Annotated in this window: 14 protein-coding genes; 7 read left to right on the top strand and 7 right to left on the bottom strand. The window is 64.6% G+C overall.

The genetic code is table 11. The features are described from left to right. Positions 1-51: 51 nt before the first annotated feature. From U1739_RS12515 to U1739_RS12505, 3 genes are all read right to left on the bottom strand, one after another. The gene (locus tag U1739_RS12515; RefSeq protein WP_332708509.1) at positions 52-2,931 is read right to left on the bottom strand and encodes a PAS domain-containing sensor histidine kinase; all 2,880 of its coding nucleotides are present in this window, start codon (positions 2,929-2,931) and stop codon (positions 52-54) included. Between the two features lie 212 nt (positions 2,932-3,143). Next, positions 3,144-4,136, bottom strand: a complete 993-nt coding sequence (locus tag U1739_RS12510) for a hypothetical protein (RefSeq protein ID WP_332708507.1) — start codon at positions 4,134-4,136, stop codon at positions 3,144-3,146. 78 nt (positions 4,137-4,214) lie between these two features. Then, entirely contained in the window at positions 4,215-6,932 is a 2,718-nt protein-coding gene (locus tag U1739_RS12505) for a TonB-dependent receptor (RefSeq protein WP_332708505.1), read from the bottom strand. A 294-nt stretch (positions 6,933-7,226) separates the two neighbouring features. Here U1739_RS12505 and U1739_RS12500 point away from each other — a divergent pair, with 294 nt between their 5' ends. Both U1739_RS12500 and U1739_RS12495 read left to right on the top strand, forming a co-directional pair. Beyond that, the gene (locus U1739_RS12500) at positions 7,227-8,135 is read left to right on the top strand and encodes an N-acetylmuramidase domain-containing protein (RefSeq protein WP_332708503.1); all 909 of its coding nucleotides are present in this window, start codon (positions 7,227-7,229) and stop codon (positions 8,133-8,135) included. Further along, positions 8,132-8,692, top strand: a complete 561-nt coding sequence (locus tag U1739_RS12495; protein ID WP_332708501.1) for a hypothetical protein — start codon at positions 8,132-8,134, stop codon at positions 8,690-8,692. Before U1739_RS12500 ends, U1739_RS12495 begins: the two co-directional genes overlap by 4 nt. A gap of 12 nt (positions 8,693-8,704) precedes the next feature. Here the strand turns inward: U1739_RS12495 and U1739_RS12490 are convergent, their stop codons facing one another. Together U1739_RS12490 and U1739_RS12485 are read right to left on the bottom strand one after the other, a co-directional pair. Then, complete coding sequence (locus tag U1739_RS12490) at positions 8,705-9,322, bottom strand: hypothetical protein (RefSeq protein ID WP_332708499.1); 618 nt, start codon at positions 9,320-9,322, stop codon at positions 8,705-8,707. A gap of 122 nt (positions 9,323-9,444) precedes the next feature. Next, positions 9,445-10,437, bottom strand: a complete 993-nt coding sequence (locus U1739_RS12485; protein ID WP_332708727.1) for a sterol desaturase family protein — start codon at positions 10,435-10,437, stop codon at positions 9,445-9,447. Positions 10,438-10,782: 345 nt separating this feature from the next. On the opposite strand from U1739_RS12485, the gene rplK reads away from it, so the two are divergent. Both rplK and rplA read left to right on the top strand, forming a co-directional pair. Continuing rightward, on the top strand, positions 10,783-11,214 hold the full coding sequence (rplK, locus tag U1739_RS12480) for a 50S ribosomal protein L11 (protein ID WP_332708497.1): 432 nt from the start codon (positions 10,783-10,785) through the stop codon (positions 11,212-11,214). A gap of 4 nt (positions 11,215-11,218) precedes the next feature. Further along, positions 11,219-11,911, top strand: a complete 693-nt coding sequence (rplA, locus tag U1739_RS12475; RefSeq protein WP_332708495.1) for a 50S ribosomal protein L1 — start codon at positions 11,219-11,221, stop codon at positions 11,909-11,911. A 272-nt stretch (positions 11,912-12,183) separates the two neighbouring features. Here the strand turns inward: rplA and U1739_RS12470 are convergent, their stop codons facing one another. Further along, positions 12,184-13,191, bottom strand: coding sequence for a hypothetical protein (locus U1739_RS12470; protein ID WP_332708493.1), 1,008 nt, complete (start codon positions 13,189-13,191; stop codon positions 12,184-12,186). 174 nt (positions 13,192-13,365) lie between these two features. Between U1739_RS12470 and U1739_RS12465 the strand changes: the two genes are divergently transcribed. After that, the gene (locus U1739_RS12465) at positions 13,366-13,497 is read left to right on the top strand and encodes a hypothetical protein (RefSeq protein WP_332708491.1); all 132 of its coding nucleotides are present in this window, start codon (positions 13,366-13,368) and stop codon (positions 13,495-13,497) included. Between the two features lie 281 nt (positions 13,498-13,778). Here the strand turns inward: U1739_RS12465 and U1739_RS12460 are convergent, their stop codons facing one another. Further along, positions 13,779-16,262, bottom strand: coding sequence for a PhoX family protein (locus U1739_RS12460; protein ID WP_332708489.1), 2,484 nt, complete (start codon positions 16,260-16,262; stop codon positions 13,779-13,781). A gap of 686 nt (positions 16,263-16,948) precedes the next feature. Between U1739_RS12460 and rplJ the strand changes: the two genes are divergently transcribed. Further along, positions 16,949-17,464, top strand: a complete 516-nt coding sequence (gene rplJ, locus U1739_RS12455; protein ID WP_332708487.1) for a 50S ribosomal protein L10 — start codon at positions 16,949-16,951, stop codon at positions 17,462-17,464. A gap of 93 nt (positions 17,465-17,557) precedes the next feature. Beyond that, positions 17,558-17,932: a 50S ribosomal protein L7/L12 gene (gene rplL / locus U1739_RS12450; RefSeq protein WP_332708485.1), complete on the top strand. Its 375-nt coding sequence runs from the start codon at positions 17,558-17,560 to the stop codon at positions 17,930-17,932. The last annotated feature ends 44 nt before the right edge of the window (positions 17,933-17,976 follow it).

Here is a 17,976-nt window from a genome sequence, read left to right as displayed (position 1 = left end):
TTTTACATCCGCTTAGACTTCGATCAGCCGATCTGGCGTTGGGCGCGCGGCTCAGGCGCCTCTGTGCGCAAGTTGGTCCATCGTCTCGGACGACTCGCGGATCCGTCGCGCGCGTTCCGCCGGCAGCCATTGCTCGATCCCCGCTTCGAGCGCCGCCGCCGCGTCGCCCAGGTCGGCCTGGCCGAACATGCCCGCAGTGCCGGCCAGATTGTGCGCCAAGGCGGCCACGTCGCTCACTTCCCCGTCGGTAAAACGCCCGGCGCGGATCATCGCCTCGAGCGCTGTAAGCATCGCCGTCCGCCTGATGGTGTAGCGCTCGCGCAGCGATGGCGCGGCCGGCGGCGCCATCGCGGGTTCGGGCGGGGGTTCGTCCTTGGCCCGATCGCCGAGATAGCGCCGCAGCACGTCCTCCAAAGCGTGCGGGTTAAGCGGCTTGGTCAGGTGTTCGTTCATGCCGGCCGCGTGGCAGCGAGCCAAATGCTCGGGTTGCGCACTCGCCGTCAGTGCGACGATCGGCATCGTCGCCGCCGGCCCGGTTTGTTGGCGAATGGCCTGCGTGGCGACAAAACCGTCCATCACCGGCATCTGGCAGTCCATCAGCACGAGGTCGAAGCTTTGCTGATCGATTGCCTTGAGCGCTTCCACGCCGTCTTCCGCCACGGCGACCTCGCAGCCATATTTGGACAGTACGGCGAGCATCAATTCCCGGTTGAGATCGACGTCATCGACGATCAGGATGCGCTTGCCCGTCAGAGACAAGGCGCGCGGGGCGGTCGCGTCGGATTCACTGGGATCGAGTGCATCGGCGATGGGGAGCGTGAGTTCGAACCAGAAGGTCGATCCGGTGCCGAGTTCGCTGGTGACGCCAATCTCGCCGCCCATCAGCGACACGAGCTGCCGCGATATGGCCAGGCCGAGCCCGGTCCCGCCATAATAGCGCGACACCGAAGCGCTGGCCTGGACGAAGCGATTGAAGAGCATCGGCAGCTTGTCTTCGGCGATCCCGCTACCGGTATCGATGACTTCGACGCGCAGGCGCGCCGCGCATTCCTGACGCTCGACCAGCATGATCTTGGTGGTGACCGAGCCGTTCTCGGTGAACTTCACCGCGTTCGACAGCAGGTTGAGCATGACCTGGCGCAGCCGCCCCGAATCCGCGCAGAGCCTGGCGGGCAGGTGCGGATCGACATCGAGCTGCAGGCGAACATCGCGTGTCGCCGCCTGCGGCTCCAGCAACGATACGGTGTTGGTAAAAAATGCCTCGACGTTGAACGCGCTACAATCGAGCACGAGCTTGTCCGCCTCGAGCTTGGAGAAATCGAGCACATTGTCGATCACCGCGTGCAGCGCCAGTCCGGCGCTGTGCACCAGCCCGACCCGACGCCGGACTTCGGGAGCGAGACCGCCGCTATCGTTGAGCAGGCGGGAAAAGCCGATGATGCTGTTGAGCGGGGTGCGCAGCTCGTGGCTCATATTGGCCAGGAAATGCTCCTTGGAGTGCATCGCCTCTTCGGCCGCGAGCTTGGCTGCGGCCAGCGCATCCTCCTGCTCCTTCTGCGCGGTGACATCCCGAACCACGTCGAGATATCCGGTAACCGCCTGGGTCACAGGGTCGCGCAGCAGCGCCGGACTCGATTCCGCCCAGATCCAGCGCTCCTGGGTCTTGTGGCGCATGCGCCAACGGACCCGTTCCCCGGTCGCGCCGTCCTTCAGCCTGTTAAAGGTCGCCAGCAACGCCGCGATATCGTCGGGGTGGGCAATGTTGACCGGCCGATGGCCAAGTCGATCCTCGCTGGTATAGCCGGTGACCGCGACAGACGAGGGCGAAACGAACGTCGCGCGGCCTCCAAGATCGCTGGTGACGATGAGATCGCTCGAATTCTCCGCCATCAGACGGTAGCGCAGGTCGCTCTCGCGCGCGTTTTCCTCGGCGCGCCTGAGCTCCGATACGTCGAGCAGCACGCCGAACACGCTGACCGCGACGCCGCCTTCGCGGCGGATCGTGCCCCGCGCGAGAATGTGGCGGATCGTGCCGCTGGGCAACAGCAGACGATAGCTGCTCTCATAATCATGCGCGCCACTGGCCACCGCCTCCGCCATGACCTGCGCTGCCTGGACGCTGTCGTCGGGGTGGCGACGGCCGGTGAGTTGGTCGACGCTGGGGACGTCGTGGTGCGGATCGAGCTCGAGGATGTTCCACAGCTCGTTCGACCAGGTCATCTCCTGCGTGATCAGGTCGAGCGTGCAATAGCCCATATGCGCAATCTTCTCGGCGGTGTGCATCAGCACGTTGGCCTGCAGCGCGGCCACTTCCGCCCGCTTCAACTCGCTAACGTCGCGCTTGCCGACAAACACGCGGCAGGTATTGCCGGCTTCGTTCTGCAGCGGCACCACCCTGACATCGTAGGTGACGTCGTCCCCCGACGGGGTGCGCTCTTCGGCCGTGTGCCGCCCCTCGCCCAGCGCGATCGCCTCTTGCATATTCTGCTGCGCGCGCTGGGCCCGTGGGGTTGGGAACAAGTCCCGCAGCGCCTTGCCGCGCGCCTCGGCGACCGTGATCCCCAGCGATCGTTCCGCCGCCTCGTTCATCGTGTTGAGGAGAAACGTGTTGCCGGCCAGATCGTAAACGATGTTCACATCGGGCGAACTCTCGAAGATGCCCTTGAACAGCGCCTCGGCTTCGCCGACCAACGCCGCCGAGCGGTCGGCCGCCGCCGCCGCACGGATCAGTTCCTCGGACCGTAGCGAGACCTCCTTATGCAGTTCGTTGGAGCGTCGCGCGAACAGGACAAGGAACGACGCGCCCGCGAACAGCAGGACGATGACTGCCTCGTCGATCTGCCATGCCTCGTGCCGGACGGCGAATGCGGTGAAGTGCTCGAACGCGTTAACCGCGACACAGAAAATGCTCAGGGCCGCCGCGCACAGCATCGCCAGAATCAGGTCCCGCTGTTTTCTTTGCAGTCGGGGAGTTGACCGATGGTCCAGGGTCCATCTCCTTTGCGCCCGCTATGCTGCCAATCCAATAACAGGTGGTGAAGATGGCGGCAGCGTGCACCGACGCTTGCCGGAACGGCCGCTAACGAGCGCGTTTTACGCGAATCCTGTTCGTCAGCTGCCGGGCAAGCACCGCTATTGCCCTCTCACCCGTTCTTCCCATCCCCGAGCCGCCACCCCCCAAACAACGCCCTGCCCGCATCATGCGCGGCGCGCCCGCTCGCCTTGCTCCACCCGGTCACCTGGTCCAGCACCGGGAGCACCGGCGCAGGCGGTTCGTGCGGCGAGCGTGCCGTTTCCGCGCGCGCCGCTTCCGCTACCAGGAATGCCTGGCGGTCCTGCTCCTGCCTGGCACGGCACATCGTGGCCAGGCGATAGGCATAGACCTCGCTGGATTCGCCGCGGCGGCGCTTGAAATGCGGCGGCTCGGCCAGGAGCCGGGCTTCCTTCTGGTGGAGGTACAGCAATTGCAGCTGCTGGCTGGGCGTCATTTGGGGCATGTCGGGCGGATCGTTGTGGCGCCAGGCGTCGTCGACATAAGCGTGCGGAGTGAGACTGGCGAGCAACGCCTCCTCGACACGGCCATAGCCTTGTTCGAGCGCCAAATGCCATTCGCGGGCAAAAGCGGGGCTATGCTTGCGGCGCTGATAGAAGGCGCTGTGAGTGAAGCCCGCTGCGGCGGCGGACAGGCGGATGTTGGCGGTGGCGGCGAGCGCGAAGAGGAAGGCCTGTTCGGCGGCGCGAGTGAGGCGGCGGGGCTGCGCGCGACGGAGCTGGAGCCGGCCGGATCTGGTGCGGGTGGGGCGGGGTTCGTTGGCTGTTGCGGGGGCGCCATTTGATGACAGGCCCTCCCCTAACCCAGCGTCGGATGACCGATGCCCCGCATCGTTCAGGTCATGCCGGGAGCATGACCGACCCGACGTTCGCACGCGGGAGGGGGATTTCAGGATGGCACTGGCGATGACCAGAGCAGCGTCCCAGTCGGCGGCGAAAGGGGGATGTTTGGCGCGGCGTTTGGTGAAGGTGGCGCGGTGGACGCCCAAAGTGCGGGCGGCGTCGCGCACGTTGCCGGTGCGGCGCAGCTCGGCCAGGAAGGCGGCGTTCTGCAACGCCTGGGCGCGGTTGAAGGGGCGCGGCATGACGGCCCGGAGCGGAGCAAATGAAATCCAACATTGCAAGCCTGCCAAGGCGCGCGCCCGCGGCCCCCGGCCAAGCGCTCAATAACTCAGCCGGACGCCGATCGAGAAGGTGCGATCGGTGGCGACGATATCGCGCGGATACAGTTCGGGATGATCGTTGCCGGGGCCGCCGAAATAGTTCTGCAGTTTGGTCTTGAGCAGATTGGTAGCGTCGAACGAGAGCAGGAAGTTTTCGTTGACGCGGTAGCTTGCCGAATAATCGAGATAGCCGACCTTGGCCTGGATCACCGAAGGCAGATTGTTGCTGGCGACATTCTGAAATTCGCTGAACGAGGCAAAATATTTGTCGCGCCAGTTGTACGCGAGGCGCGAGGAAAAGCCGCCTTTTTCATAGATCAGGATAGCGTTGTAGGCATATTTCGAGACGAGCGGGAACGGCGTGGTGCGCTCGATCAGGCCGTTGAGCTTGCCGTCGATATAGGTGCCGTTGAGCTGCACGCCGAAGCCGGACAGCGCGCCGGGCAGATAATCGAAGAAGTGGGTCAGCCCAAGCTCGACGCCTTGCAGCCGCCCGCTGCCCGAGCTGAACGGCCGGTTGACGGAGAAACGCTGCGGGTCGCCCGCTGCGTTGGGATAGAATTCGTCGACGCTCTGGCGCACGACATAGCCCTGGATATCGTGCCGGAACACCGCCGCCGAGAGCAGCGAACTGCGATGGAAATACCATTCGAGCGAGGCATCATAGGCGTCCGCCTTGATGTTATCGAGGAACGGATTGCCGCCGGTGCCGGCGCCGGGCAGCGTCGGCCCGGGCGCGGTGAGCGTCAGGCCGGGGACGAGATCGGCGAAATTGGGCCGGGTCACCGTGCGCGCCGCGGCGAAGCGCAGGTATACGTCCGACGCGAGCTTGAAGCGGATATTGGCGCTGGGCAGATATTCCGTGTCAGTCTTGTCGATCGCGATCGGCGTGGTGGTGACGGTGGTGCCGTTCGACGTGGTGGTGAAGCCATTGAGCGAGGATGTGGTGCGCTCGACGCGGAGGCCGACCAGGCCATCGATCCCGATGCCCCCGGCATCGAGCTTGAAGCCGGCCTGAGCGAAGCCGGCGAGCGACTTTTCCTCGTCCGAGAAATTGTTGGTCACGGCATCGGGCGGGGCCCCCGCCGGCAGGCCGAACAGACCGCGGATGATGTCGGTCTGGCCGAGCAGATATTCGCGATTGGCGACGAAGAAGCGTGTCGTGTCGACGGTGGCGATGCCGTCGAGCAGATTGTCCGGCGAGACATCGACGATACCGGCCAGACGCGGATCATTCAGGAACACGGCCGCGCCACTGAACCCGACGCCGCCGCCGTTGGCAGCCTGGTTATAGGCGTCGCGCTTGGCGTAACGCAGTCCTGCCTTGAGCGACGATAGGAAGCTACCCTCGGGCCGATATTCAATATCGGCCATGCCGGCATATTCCTCGCCCTGCTGCTCGTTACGCTGGTCGAAAAATTGATTGAGGCGGAAATTGGCGGGATTGGTCACGTCGAAGGGCGTGCCATCGGCGTTCGTGACGATCGCGCTGGACGCGCCGTTGCGATCGAGATCGATGCTGATAAACGGCGCGTCGAACGCGGTATCGAGGATGGCGCCCCGATTGGCCGCGGTGCTGCGGGTATAGGCGAAATCGCCGCGGACGGTGACCTGCTCAGTCGGTTGCCATGTGCTGCCGCCGGCGATCTGATAGGTCTTGGACCGGTTGGCAAAGGCCTGGTTGCTGGTCAGCGTGAACACGCGGTCGCCGGTGACCACGCCGTCCGCGATGCGCTGGCCGCCACTGATCGTCTGCAGCACGTTGCTGCCGGGCTTGATCGTGGTGGAGACGTTGGTGCCGACCAGCCCGGGCAAGGGAATCCAGAAGTTGAGCTGATTGTCGTTCTTGAAGTTGATCAGGAAGGCATCGACGTGGAAGCTCAACCGGTCCGACGGCGCCCATTGCAGCGAGCCGTTATAGGAATCGCGCTGGCGATAGCCGACATTGTAGATCCCGCCGATGACGAACGGCCGCAACACGTTCGTGCCCGAGCCGCCGGGATCGGCGACCAGATCATAGGTGCCGTTGAAGGTGTTGTTTTCCTGATAATGGCGCGCCTGGCGCGACGCTGCGAGCATGATGCCGATCTCGCCATCGCCGAGCTTCCAGCGGTTGCTGATCACCGCGCTGAGGATCGGATCGGCGCGGCCCGCTTCGTCGCTATAAACCATGCGGCCGCTGGCCGAGACGATCAGGCCGGGCTTGAAATCGAGCGGGCGGCGCAATTCGACGTTGATCCCGCCGGCAATGCCGCCGCTGATATTTTCCGGCAGCGGCGTCTTGTAGACATCGACGCGCTTGAGCAGATCGGCGGGAATATCCTGCAGCGCGATGCCGCGCCCGGTGGTGGTGAACACGTTGCGGCCGTTCAAGGTGGTGACGATGTTGGGCAGGCCGCGGATCAGCGTGGTATTGCCTTCGCCGGCGGCGCGGGAGATTTGCACGCCGGTGACGCGCTGGAGCGCTTCGGTCACGGTATTGTCGGGCAACTTGCCGATATCCTCGGCGATGATCGAGTCGGAAATCTGTGACGACTCGCGCTTGACCTCGAGCGCACTCTCGACGCTGCGGCGAATGCCCGTGACGACGATTTCGATCTCGCTATCCGCCTGATCCTGCGGGTCGTCGGCAGCGGCCGTCTGCGCAGCGGCCGGCATCGCCAACAAGCCCATCGCGATTATGGAAGTCGAGCACAGGTTCGCAAACGTCGCAGTCATTTCATCCCCCCTATCTCAAGCATTGCCCCCGCCCCAGCGTCGGACATGCTCTTATTTACTCCTACAATATCATCGCGATCAGGCCGCAACGCAAGCGTTCATTGCAGCCGCGTATCGGTTTTTTAGCAGGTGGTTGAGAGTCCACGATTATATTACTTGCGCTCTACTTCGGGAATGCTTGGCCGCGGAGCTACTTGCGCCACCGCGGGCGGGGTACTTTACTTGTCGATCGGGCGGTTTATCCTGGCGCTCGCGGACTCGAACGCATGCTCTGGCAGCACGGAGACGGCGCTTATGACACGGATTGCCCAGCCCGTTGGCCCCGGCCAGCCCAATGTCGCCGCCGACGTGTTGCTCGTGCAACAAGCGCTTGCCCGCCATCGGCGCTGGATCGGCGGGCAGCAGGCGCCGGCACCGAGCGGGACGTTCGACCCCGCCACCGCCACGGCGATCGTGGCGTTCCAGCGCGAGGGGGCGGCGCTGAAGACGCCGGACGGGATCGTCTCGCCGCGCGGCTATACGATGACCGCGCTTGAGCGCGACGCGATACCGCCGCTGCAGCACCGCATCTTCGTGCCGATGTGCTGGGCGCATCCCAACGATGCGCTGACCGAAGCCGATTTCGAGACCGCCGCGCGCGACCTGAACTGCGAGGTTGCCGCGATCCGCGCGGTCGCCGATACCGAGGCGAAAGATTCCCCGTGGGACTTTGAGGGCCGGCCCGTGATCCTGTTCGAACGGCACAAGTTCGCCACGCATACCGGCGGCCGGTTCAGCGGCACGCATCCCGATCTGTCGCACCCGCGCTATGGCGGCTACGGCGCGTCGCGGCAGCAACATGAGCGGCTGCGCCGCGCGGCGATGCTCGACGAAACCGCGGCGTTGAAGTCGGCCTCCTGGGGGCTGTTCCAGATCCTCGGCGAGAACCATGTTGATGCCGGCTATGCGACGGTCGCGGCGTTCGTCACCGGTATGATGCAGTCGCGCGCCAACCATTTGCGCGCCTTCGTCGCGTTCGTCGGGGCAAATGCGGGGATGAAGCGGGCGATCCAGCAGAAGGACTGGGCCGAGTTCGCGCGCCGCTATAATGGCCCGCGCTATGCCGAGAACGATTATGACGGCAAGATGCGCCGCGCCTATGAGCGGCTGGCGCCGCCGCCGCGCGTGCCGCTGCCCCGCCCACGCCCGGCGACGGCGCGATGAGCCGGGCGTTGCTGTGCCGTAGCATGGTGGCGCTGACGCTGACGCTGGGCGCGTGCGATGCGCCAGCCAGCGTGCCAACGGCGGCGCGCGAGCCGGCCGCGACGCCTGCGGGGGTCGCGCCAACAGCGACGCCGGCGATTGTCCCTGCCCCGGCCCCGGCCCCGGCCGGTAGCGTCGATGGCGCGGTGCGGACGGTGCGGCTGAGCGACGGCACCAGCGTCGCGCTGACGCCGTGGAAGCTCGACGCCAAGAGCGGGCTCAGCGATGCGTCGTGCGGGGTGACGATCGGCGGGCAGCGCATCGCGACGATCGGCAGCGGTGACAGCGACACCTATACCTGCGGCGCGCTGATCGATGCAGGCGCATTACCGCCGGCCGGCGCGACGCCGCGGATCGGATTGATCTACCGCGTCTCCTCGCCCAATGCGGCGTTCAGCACCGCGATCGTGCTGCTCGGCGGTGCCGGGGGCTGGCAGGTCGATCCCGACAGTATCGGCACGTATGACGACAGCCCGGCCGCCAAATCGATCGCTGCGTTGGCGACGGCGCTACGCTGATCGCGCGCGCGGCTAGGCGCCGCGCAGGCGGTTCCGGAACAGGGTTTTGACCAGCCGGACTTCGAGCAGGCGGCCGACGACGTAGAGCGTGGCGAAGATCGCGGCGAAGACATAGGCCGGCGTGGGCGAACGCTTCTTGTCGTCCTTGTCTTTATCCTTGTCTTTGTCCTTGCCCTTCTTCTTGGGCGGATCGGGCGCGGGCGCGCCGAGGAATTTGTCGATCGGGTTCAGCGTGACGACCTTGTCCTTCTTCTCAGGCTTTTTGGGCGCGGCGTCGCTCGAGGCCTTTTCGAGGTTGCCGACGAACACGGTCAGTTGCGCCACGGCCAGGAACAGGAACGGCGCGATGAAGCAGAACAGCATGATCCGGCTGGTCATGTCGTAGCGCAGCACGGGGCCGGCGGCGCGCGGCTCGACCTGCAGCACGCCGGCGTCGAAGATCGACATCTTGTCCTGCGCGGCTTGATCCTTCTTGGTGAAGACCAACGTGCCATCGGTGCGGTCGTGGCTGGTGCCGGGCTGGCGGAACAAGGGGTCGAGCCGGTCGAACGCCTCGTCGCTCGATTGCGCGGGCGCCAGCGCAACGCTGCCCCGCACGTGCCAGATCCAATCGATGAAACGCAGGTTCACATGACCTCCTTGGGTGAGAAAACCTCTCCCTGCCGGGTGGCGGCAGGCTCAGGCCGGGCCGCTCTTGGGTGGCGGCGCCTGGCATGACGAACGGGGAGATCAGATGGCCGGCATGGCCAACCTTATTCGGCCGGCAGGGCGATCGGCTGGTCGTTGTGCTTGGCGAAGCGCGCAGTGAATGATTTCCACCCCTCGGTGAAGGGATAGACCATCGTCTCGCGGATCGACATGCGGCGGCCGCCTTCCATACCGAGCAGTTCCGCCTCGCCATCGACAGCGGTGCCGAACATCCGATCGATGATGATCCAGGTGCCGGAATAATTGCTGCGGCTGGCCTCGTAATCCTGCGCATGGTGCACGCTGTGATGTTCGGTGGTGTTGAACAGGAAGCGCCACCAGCGCGGCGAATTGAAGCGCACATTGATGTGCTGATAGGTGCCCACCGCCAGGCCGAGCGTGCCGGCCAGCAAGGCCGCGCGGGGCATGAAATCGAAGAAGCCGCCGATGCCGAGCCCGATCAGGAACAGCTCGACCGGATTGCCCACCGCGCCCTTATTGATGTTGAGCTGGGTGATGTAGTGATGCGGCGCGTGAGTCAGCCACAAAGGATGCCAATTGTGCATGCCGCGATGCATCCAATATTGCCCGAAATCGAACACGAACGAGATCAGGAATGCCTGCAGGAGCAAGGGCAGACCGGTGAACCAGGCGAACTTGTCCCAATTGAACGAGTGCTGGATCGCCTCGATCATCGCGCCGTCGCCAATATAGCTGTCGACCATGCGCAACACGGTATAGCCGAGCCCGACATAGAACAGATCGGTGGTCAGTTCCTTCCACGTCAGGCGCCAGCTCTCGTACCGCGGGGTCAACCATTCGAGCCCCAGCATCAGCACCTTGAAGCCTATGCCGATGCCGATCGCGGTCGATGCCTTGGCGATCGAATTGGGTGCGTAATACCAAAAGGCCAGCAGCGCGAAGAGCACCGTAGGCTGGAACCAGGTGAAGATGAATTGCTTGAGCGGGCCGCCTTCGACCTTGGGGATATTCTCCCAGCCGACGATTACCGGCGCCTGCGCGCCGATCACCCTGTTACCTACCCGAGTCCCATTCATATCGCTCATCCCCGCTATGCTTGGTCACCGATTCCAGTAGTACTAATTGCGATGATCGTAATATCATGCGGCCGCCAGTGTCTATATGTATAATGCCAATCGCGCGGTGTTTTTTGTAACAATGTGGCGGCAAAGCATCGTCGGCCGGCCTGCACCTAGCCTCAGGCTCGATTATGGCGGCAATATTTGCGCCGGCGGCAGCTTTGCGCTATGCGCGCCCCCTTCCAGAGAGACATCGATGGAATCGTTGCGGGAGGCGCCTCTGCGGGGGCGTCGCTTGAACCGCTAAACTTGAACCGGGCGATGCGCTTCGCGCTCCCGCCCTCTAGAGAGTGAGACAGCCACATGGCTAAAAAGATTACCGGCTATATCAAGCTGCAGGTGCCTGCAGGCAAGGCCAACCCCTCCCCGCCGATCGGCCCCGCTTTGGGCCAGCGCGGCGTGAACATCATGGAATTCTGCAAGGCGTTCAACGCCTCGACCGGCGACCAGGAAGTCGGCACGCCGCTGCCGACCGTGATCACCGTGTATGCCGACCGTTCGTTCTCGTTCGAAACCAAGACGCCGCCGGCATCGTACCTGATCAAGAAGGCTGCCGGCATCAAGTCGGGCTCGAAGGAGCCGGGCAAAGTTTCGGGCGGCAAGATCACGCGCACGCAGCTGGGCGAGATTGCGACGGCAAAGATGAAGGATCTCAACGCCAACGATCTGGTCGCTGCGACCAAGATCATCGAAGGCAGCGCGCGGGCCATGGGCCTCGACGTGGTGGAGGGCTAAGCACATGGCATTCAAGAGCAAGAAGCAGAAGGCAATCACGATCGATCGTGAGAAGCTGCACGGCATCGACGAAGCGATCGCCCTGGCCAAGTCGGGCGCGACCAGCAAGTTCGACGAGACGATCGAAGTCGCGCTGAACCTGGGCGTCGATCCGCGTCACGCCGACCAGATGGTCCGCGGCGTGGTGACGCTGCCCAAGGGCACCGGCAAGACGGTGCGCGTCGGCGTGTTCGCCAAGGGCGCCAAGGCTGACGAAGCCCGCGCCGCTGGTGCTGACGTGGTCGGTGCGGAAGACCTGATGGAGCTCGTCCAGGGTGGCACGATCGATTTCGATCGCTGCATCGCGACCCCGGACATGATGGGCATCGTCGGTCGCCTGGGCAAGATCCTGGGGCCGAAGGGCATGATGCCGAACCCCAAGCTCGGCACCGTGACGATGAACGTCGGCGCTGCGGTCGAAGCGGCCAAGGGCGGCCAGATCGAATATCGCGTCGAGAAGGCCGGTATCATCCATTCGGGCATCGGCAAGGCCAGCTTCCCGGCGGAAGACCTGCGTGCCAACTTCGATGCGTTGGTCGATGCGATCGTCAAGGCCAAGCCATCGGGCGCCAAGGGCAAGTACGTCCAGAAGGTCGCCGTCAGCTCGACGATGGGCGCTGGCATCAAGGTCGATACGGCGCAGGTCGTCGCGGCGTAAGATCTGCCGATACTGACTATCCGAAAGGGGGCCGCGAGCATGCTCGCGGCCCCCTTTTTCGTGTGTCGTCGCTTCGCCGGCGCGGGACGCGCATCACCTAACCACCCCGGCGAACGCCGGGGCCTAAGTGCGGAACGATCGTGGCCGAGGACTGCGCTTGGCTACATCGGCCATCGCGACTGGGCCCCGGCGTTCGCCGGGGTGGTGCTGGCGTCAGCGGGATACGGGTGGGACACGTCTGGCTCGACGAATCCCAAACGACCCGTAACGTCTCAGCCCGCTTTGGCGTCGATGTCGTGCAGCGCCTGGGTGGCGGCGCCGAGCACGGCGGCGCGTGCGCGTAAGCTGGCGTCGAGGAACGGCGTGTTGAGGCTGAGGAAGCGCCGCGGCGTCATGCCGAGGAAGGTGTTGGCGTCGCGCAGGAAATGCGGCACGTCGAAATAGCTCTGGTCGAGCTTGCCGTAATCGATCGTGCGATCGGGCCGGGAGATGCGCAGGAACGAGCGCAGGAAGCGCGCCCGGCGCAGCAGCAGCTTGGGCGGAAAACCGAAATGGCGGATCGACAGGCGGCGCAGCGCATGCGGCTCGATGCCGAGCTGCTCGGCGGCGAGCACGATCTCGGTCGAGCCGTCCTGCGCGATCATCGCCATCAGCTGGCGGATCAACGCGGCGTCGCGGTGCACCGGGCCAAGCTGAGCGCGCAGCAGCTCATCGAGCACCAGGGCGACCTGACCTTGGCGGTCGCTGGCATAGAGCGCGGCGTGCAGCCGCGTGGCGAAATCGCCCGGCAGCGCCGAGGCCAGCGGCACGACGCGATCGCGGAACGCCGCCGCCTGCAGCCCGAACAGCCGACCCCACCCCAGCGCGCTGACGCCGAAGCCGATCAGGATGCCGCTATTGGTGGTGGCCTTCAGCGCATGGGAGGTTGGCCCGAACAGACTGACCTCGGGCACCGGACTGAAAGTTCGCCGGCCGATCGTGACCGAGATCGGGCCGGCGTCGATGGCGATGCGGATATTGGCGGTGCCGGGCAGGAACCAATCGACCTGCCCGACATGGCGCTCGTCGGCGCTGTAGACGTGATAGCCGGTGATGTAATCGGCGAGATCGGCGGCGGGCTGATCGTAGCGAATCGCCATGCCCGGCGGCATGGCGAAAGTGTCCGCGGCAATGCCGGGGCGATTCGTGCCGCCGACGATCCAGCTGTCGCCAATGATCGCTCCATCGCTGTCAGGGGCCGCCTGATCATATGCACGCGGATTTAAAACTCTAGACGCCACGACACCCCTTAACCCGCCCATCGCTTTGTCGCGTCGGCGCGTAATCCTGTCTCAAATCCGGTCGAATTGTAACGAACGGCGCAATATTGCTGGCCCTCTGCGATCGAATTGTCACGATAAAACTGATATGGGTTCTTTCGTCGATCCTGAAGAGATATCGGCCGGAGACCAACGATGCACTCACTAGCTTTTGTCGCCCTGGTGGTTTGGGGCGTCCCGATCGCCAGCCTCTTCGTGGCCGGCGCTGCCGCCTGGGTATCGCCGAGCGCGCGCGATTTCCTGCGCCGGAATTTGATCGCCGAATAAGCTTCGGGTCGCCACTGGCGATCGCGGCCTATCGCCGCCGTGGAGACGGCTCTCCGCCGATACCGGGACGGATCGAGCATTTGCTCCCGCAGCACATAGCGTCATCCTGAACGCGATTCAGCATCCAGTGCGCAGCTACCATCCATTTAGATAAACGCAGCGGTCAGCCCGCTGGCGCGATCGATGCTGCGTTGCGTCCAGATGACGGTAAACCGTGCTCGGCGCACCTGGGCAAAAAAGGGGGGCGGGATTGCGCCCGCCCCCCTTTCCTGATCGACCGCTTATAGGCCGACGACGCCGCCATCGTCCTTGGTGATCACCACCGTAGCCGAACGCGGGCGCGACGGCGTGGCGGGTGTGCCAGCCTGGCTGGCCGGCCAGCTGCTGCTGATCGCCGCGCCGTTGCCGCCTTCGCCGGGATGCTGGATGTTGACGAACACCGACTTGCCATCCGGGGTCGAGAAGATGCCGGTGATCTCGCATTCCTTCGGCCCAACGAGGAAGCGGCGCAGCGCCGTGCCGGGGGCCTTGCCGATGCGCGTCGCCTGCGTCGCGCTGGCGCCGGCGACGGTGTTGGTGATCGTCTTGACCGTGCCGTCATTGACCACGCCGGGGATTGCGGCGAGCATCATGCAGTTGGTGACGTCGGTATAGGCGCCGTCATCGGTTTGGATCCACATCATCGGCGCGGCCTGGCCGGTGATGTTGCTCGACAGGCCGAACCACAGGCCATCGGGCGAGGAGAAGTCGTTGGTCGCATCGAGGCCCGACAGGTTGATGTTGGCGGCATCGAGATCGCTGCCCGCGCCGAAGGCGTAGATATCCCATTTGAAGCTGAGTGCTTCGGACGTGTCACCGGTCTCGCGCAGGCGGATGACATGACCATTGGCATTGCCGTTGGTGGCGCCGCCGGTGGTCTTGGGATCGGTGTAGGCGCGCGGGTTGGCCGCATCGGTATTGGCGACGGTGCGCGAGCTGTTGTTGGTCAGCGTGAGGTACATCTCGCCAGTGGCCGGATTGACCGCGGTCCATTCCGGACGGTCCATCTTGGTCGCGCCGAGCACGTCGGCCGCAAGCCGCGTGTTGATCAACACATCAGCCTGGTCCGCGAAGGGATAGACCGCGCTGGCGGCGGTGAGACCGCCCTGGCCGAACACCAACGGCATCCAGGTGCCGCTGCCATCGGCGTTGAGCTTGGCAACGTACAGGATGCCGGCATCGAGATATTTGTCGCCCATCGCCAGGCGATCGGCGTTGGTGGCGTCCGCTGCGGCCCATTTGGCGGTCGAGACGAACTTATAGAGATATTCGTTCTGCGCATCGTCGCCCATGTAGAAAGCGGGCGAAACGCCAGCGACGGTGCGGCCGATGACGCAGCCTTCGTGGTTCATGCGGCCGAGCGCGGTGCGCTTGCGCGGCGTGGACGTGGCGTTGAACGGATCGATCTCGACCACCCAGCCATATTGGAACGCTTCGTGGCGGAAATCGGCGGTGCCGTCCGCTGCCGTGCCGGCCTGGGCGGTGATGTTCCAGCGCGTGAACACCGTGCTGCTGGCATCGGCGGCGACCACCGTGGCCCAGTTATTGTTGCCAGCGCGACCCTCGGGGATACCGTACCGTGCGAGCGAGGTGTTTTCCTTGCTGGCACCGGCGGCGATACGCACCGCGGCGTCGCCAGCAGTGCGGCGGAAATAGCCGGCCCAATTCTCTTCGTTGGTCAGGTACGTGTTCCACGGCATCGTGCCATTGGCGCAATTGTTGATCGTGCCGCGGCCGGTGAGCCCGTCCTTGGCATAAACCGTCTTGAGCTGCGCATTGCCCTTGGCCGGGCCGCTGAACGCCATCGGCGTCATCGGCGTGATGCGGCGGTTGAGCGCGCCGGTCTGCAGATAGCTCCAGGTGCCGCCGGTACGGTTGACTTCCACAACGGACACGCCGTGGCATTCGATTTCCTTGAGCGCTTCGGCTTCCGGACGGGCGCCGCCGACGGTGGTCTGGCCGGCGGTGTGGAGATAGGCCGAGGTGATGTTCTCATGGTTCATCACCAACACGCCGCGGCTGTTGTTGGTCGGATCAGGCGCGGTGCCGGTGGCGGCGAGACCAAAATAGGTCATGCCATCATGATGATCGCCGGCGCGCTTGGAGAATTCGGTATCGCTACCGTCATTCTTGTACGCCGCGACCCCGGCGGCAATCGGATCGCCCAGGCGGTACAGCACGGTGGCGGTGTAGCCGGCCGGTACGGTGACGATATCGTCCTTGTTCTTGGCCACTGCGGTGAAGCCGAGCACTGCCGGGCTGACCGTCACGGTGGTGTCAGCAGTCGTCGCGGCGCCGCTGACGCTGGTGCCGGTGAAGCGGAAGACGAGCGGCGTCGCCGTGGTGACGGCGGGGGCGATAAAGGTCGAGACGGTCGGGCTGACCGTGGTCAGCGTGACGGTCGGGCCGCTGACTTGCGTCCAGCTCGAACCAGCCGATTGGCCGGTGACCGAGCCGGTCAGCGTGACCAGCTTGCCGGAGGTGGTGGTGGCGTTGCTGCCGGCGGTGACGGTGACGTTGGGGGCTTCACCGGCGTCGCTGTCGCCGCACGCGGAGAGCACCGCGCTGCCGAACACGGCAGTGGCCATGGCGGAGACGCCGCCGAACAACGTCTGACGGCGCGAATAGCGCGCGGCGATCAGATCGTTGAGATGCGGATTGGCGGAACGATTGGTGTCGATATCGCCATCGTCATATGCGGTAATGGCACTGAAGTGCTGCGTCATGGTGGAACCCCCGATAAGATGGCCTGAGCGGCCGTCGGAGGCGTAGTGCGGGTGGAAACTGACATGCGCGCGTCGCGTCCGCGTCAGTTGTGCGACAATGGCGCGACAAATCCATGACTTGGCGCGGCTGCAATTGCGACTTACTCGCAGATACGAGGTCAGGGCGACCAACGCAAGTGCAAAAGCGTGCTCGGATGCGGGCCCACCGACCCGCCCCCCACGCGCTTCCCCGGCGAAAGCCGGGACCCAGTCGCGGAACAGAAATTGGCAGGTGCTACGTGACGTTAGGTCCGACATCGCGACTGGGCCCCGGCCTCCGCCGGGGAAGCGTTAGGGTTCAAAGGCACGCTTGCGCTTCATATCGCTGCACCAACCGCACCTGGAATTTGACTTTGCCCCACATTGCGCTAACAGGCGCGCTCTCTTGCCCACGGATTCGTTCGTGAGCGAGAACCGTCCGAGACAGCAGGTGATGGGGATTTGCCCCATCTTAATGTCCTGCCTAGACGGGGAATGGATTTCCGCTCGGCGTGCCACGGCACGTTGACGGTCTGCTTGCTGCGCTAGCGCGGCCGAGTATCCCATGCCCCTATCGACGGACACCCGGATGCGCGGGATGTTCCCATGCGTCCGGTATTAACCGGCCCGTTGGTTTGCGCCACCGGGCTAGACACGTGGAGAATGGCATGGATCGCGCTCAAAAGACCGAGCTCGTTGCCGAGCTGAACCGCAGCTTTGCTGAAGTCGGCGTGGTCGTCGTGACCCGCAACCTCGGCATGACCGTTTCGCAGTCGACCAAACTGCGCAACGCTATGCGTGATGCCGGCGCGACCTACAAGGTCTCGAAGAACAAGCTTGCCAAGATCGCACTCGATGGCACGGATTACGGTTCGCTGAGCGACATGCTCACCGGCCCCGTAGGCCTGGCCAGCTCGATCGATCCCGTCGCGGCCGCCAAGGTGGTGGTCGAATTCGCGAAGACGAACGACAAGTTCGAAATCGTCGGCGGGGCGATGGGTGCGACTGCCCTCGACGTAGAAGGCGTGAAGGCGCTCGCAACGCTGCCGTCGCTGGATGAACTGCGTGCCAAGATCGTCGGCCTCATCGTGGCTCCTGCCACGAAGATCGCTACGATCACGCAGGCTCCGGCAGCGCAGCTCGCGCGCGTGCTTTCCGCTTATGCGGAGAAGGAAGCAGCCTGAGCTTTCGAGCTCAGGGCTTACTCGAGACTATCAAGTTGAACTGAACCGATGGGGCACCCGATCTAGGGCCATCCCCGATACTGGAGACTACACATGGCAGACCTGAACGCGCTGGTTGACAGCCTGAGCGAACTGACCGTCCTCGAAGCCGCTGAGCTGTCGAAGATGCTCGAAGAGAAGTGGGGCGTTTCGGCCGCAGCAGCGGTTGCAGCACCGGCAGCAGGCGGCGGCGCTGCCGCTCCGGCCGCAGAAGAGAAGACCGAATTCGACGTCATCCTGACGGGCGACGGTGGCAAGAAGATCAACGTCATCAAGGAAGTCCGTGCGATCACCGCGCTCGGCCTGACCGAAGCCAAGACGCTGGTCGAGTCCGCTCCGAAGGCCATCAAGGAAGGCATTTCGAAGGACGAAGCCGAGAAGATCAAGACCCAGCTGGAAGCAGCCGGCGCCACGGTCGAAATCAAGTAAGCCGCAGCGGGAGAGACGGGCCATACTGGCCCGCACTCTCGCAA

The sequence above is a fragment of the Parasphingomonas puruogangriensis genome (genome assembly GCF_036663635.1).
Classification (GTDB): domain Bacteria; phylum Pseudomonadota; class Alphaproteobacteria; order Sphingomonadales; family Sphingomonadaceae; genus Sphingomonas.
The sequence above is the reverse complement of the archived record's forward strand: the minus strand, read 5'-3'. Positions and strand labels throughout refer to the sequence as shown.

Coding starts and splice junctions, on each gene's coding strand:
- U1739_RS12515 (WP_332708509.1), bottom strand. CDS start 2,931: ATGCTGTGCGCGGCGGCCCTGAGCATTTTCTGTGTCGCGGTTAACGCG.
- U1739_RS12510 (WP_332708507.1), bottom strand. CDS start 4,136: ATGCCGCGCCCCTTCAACCGCGCCCAGGCGTTGCAGAACGCCGCCTTC.
- U1739_RS12505 (WP_332708505.1), bottom strand. CDS start 6,932: ATGACTGCGACGTTTGCGAACCTGTGCTCGACTTCCATAATCGCGATG.
- U1739_RS12500 (WP_332708503.1), top strand. CDS start 7,227: ATGACACGGATTGCCCAGCCCGTTGGCCCCGGCCAGCCCAATGTCGCC.
- U1739_RS12495 (WP_332708501.1), top strand. CDS start 8,132: ATGAGCCGGGCGTTGCTGTGCCGTAGCATGGTGGCGCTGACGCTGACG.
- U1739_RS12485 (WP_332708727.1), bottom strand. CDS start 10,437: ATGAATGGGACTCGGGTAGGTAACAGGGTGATCGGCGCGCAGGCGCCG.
- rplK (WP_332708497.1), top strand. CDS start 10,783: ATGGCTAAAAAGATTACCGGCTATATCAAGCTGCAGGTGCCTGCAGGC.
- rplA (WP_332708495.1), top strand. CDS start 11,219: ATGGCATTCAAGAGCAAGAAGCAGAAGGCAATCACGATCGATCGTGAG.
- U1739_RS12465 (WP_332708491.1), top strand. CDS start 13,366: ATGCACTCACTAGCTTTTGTCGCCCTGGTGGTTTGGGGCGTCCCGATC.
- U1739_RS12460 (WP_332708489.1), bottom strand. CDS start 16,262: ATGACGCAGCACTTCAGTGCCATTACCGCATATGACGATGGCGATATC.
- rplJ (WP_332708487.1), top strand. CDS start 16,949: ATGGATCGCGCTCAAAAGACCGAGCTCGTTGCCGAGCTGAACCGCAGC.
- rplL (WP_332708485.1), top strand. CDS start 17,558: ATGGCAGACCTGAACGCGCTGGTTGACAGCCTGAGCGAACTGACCGTC.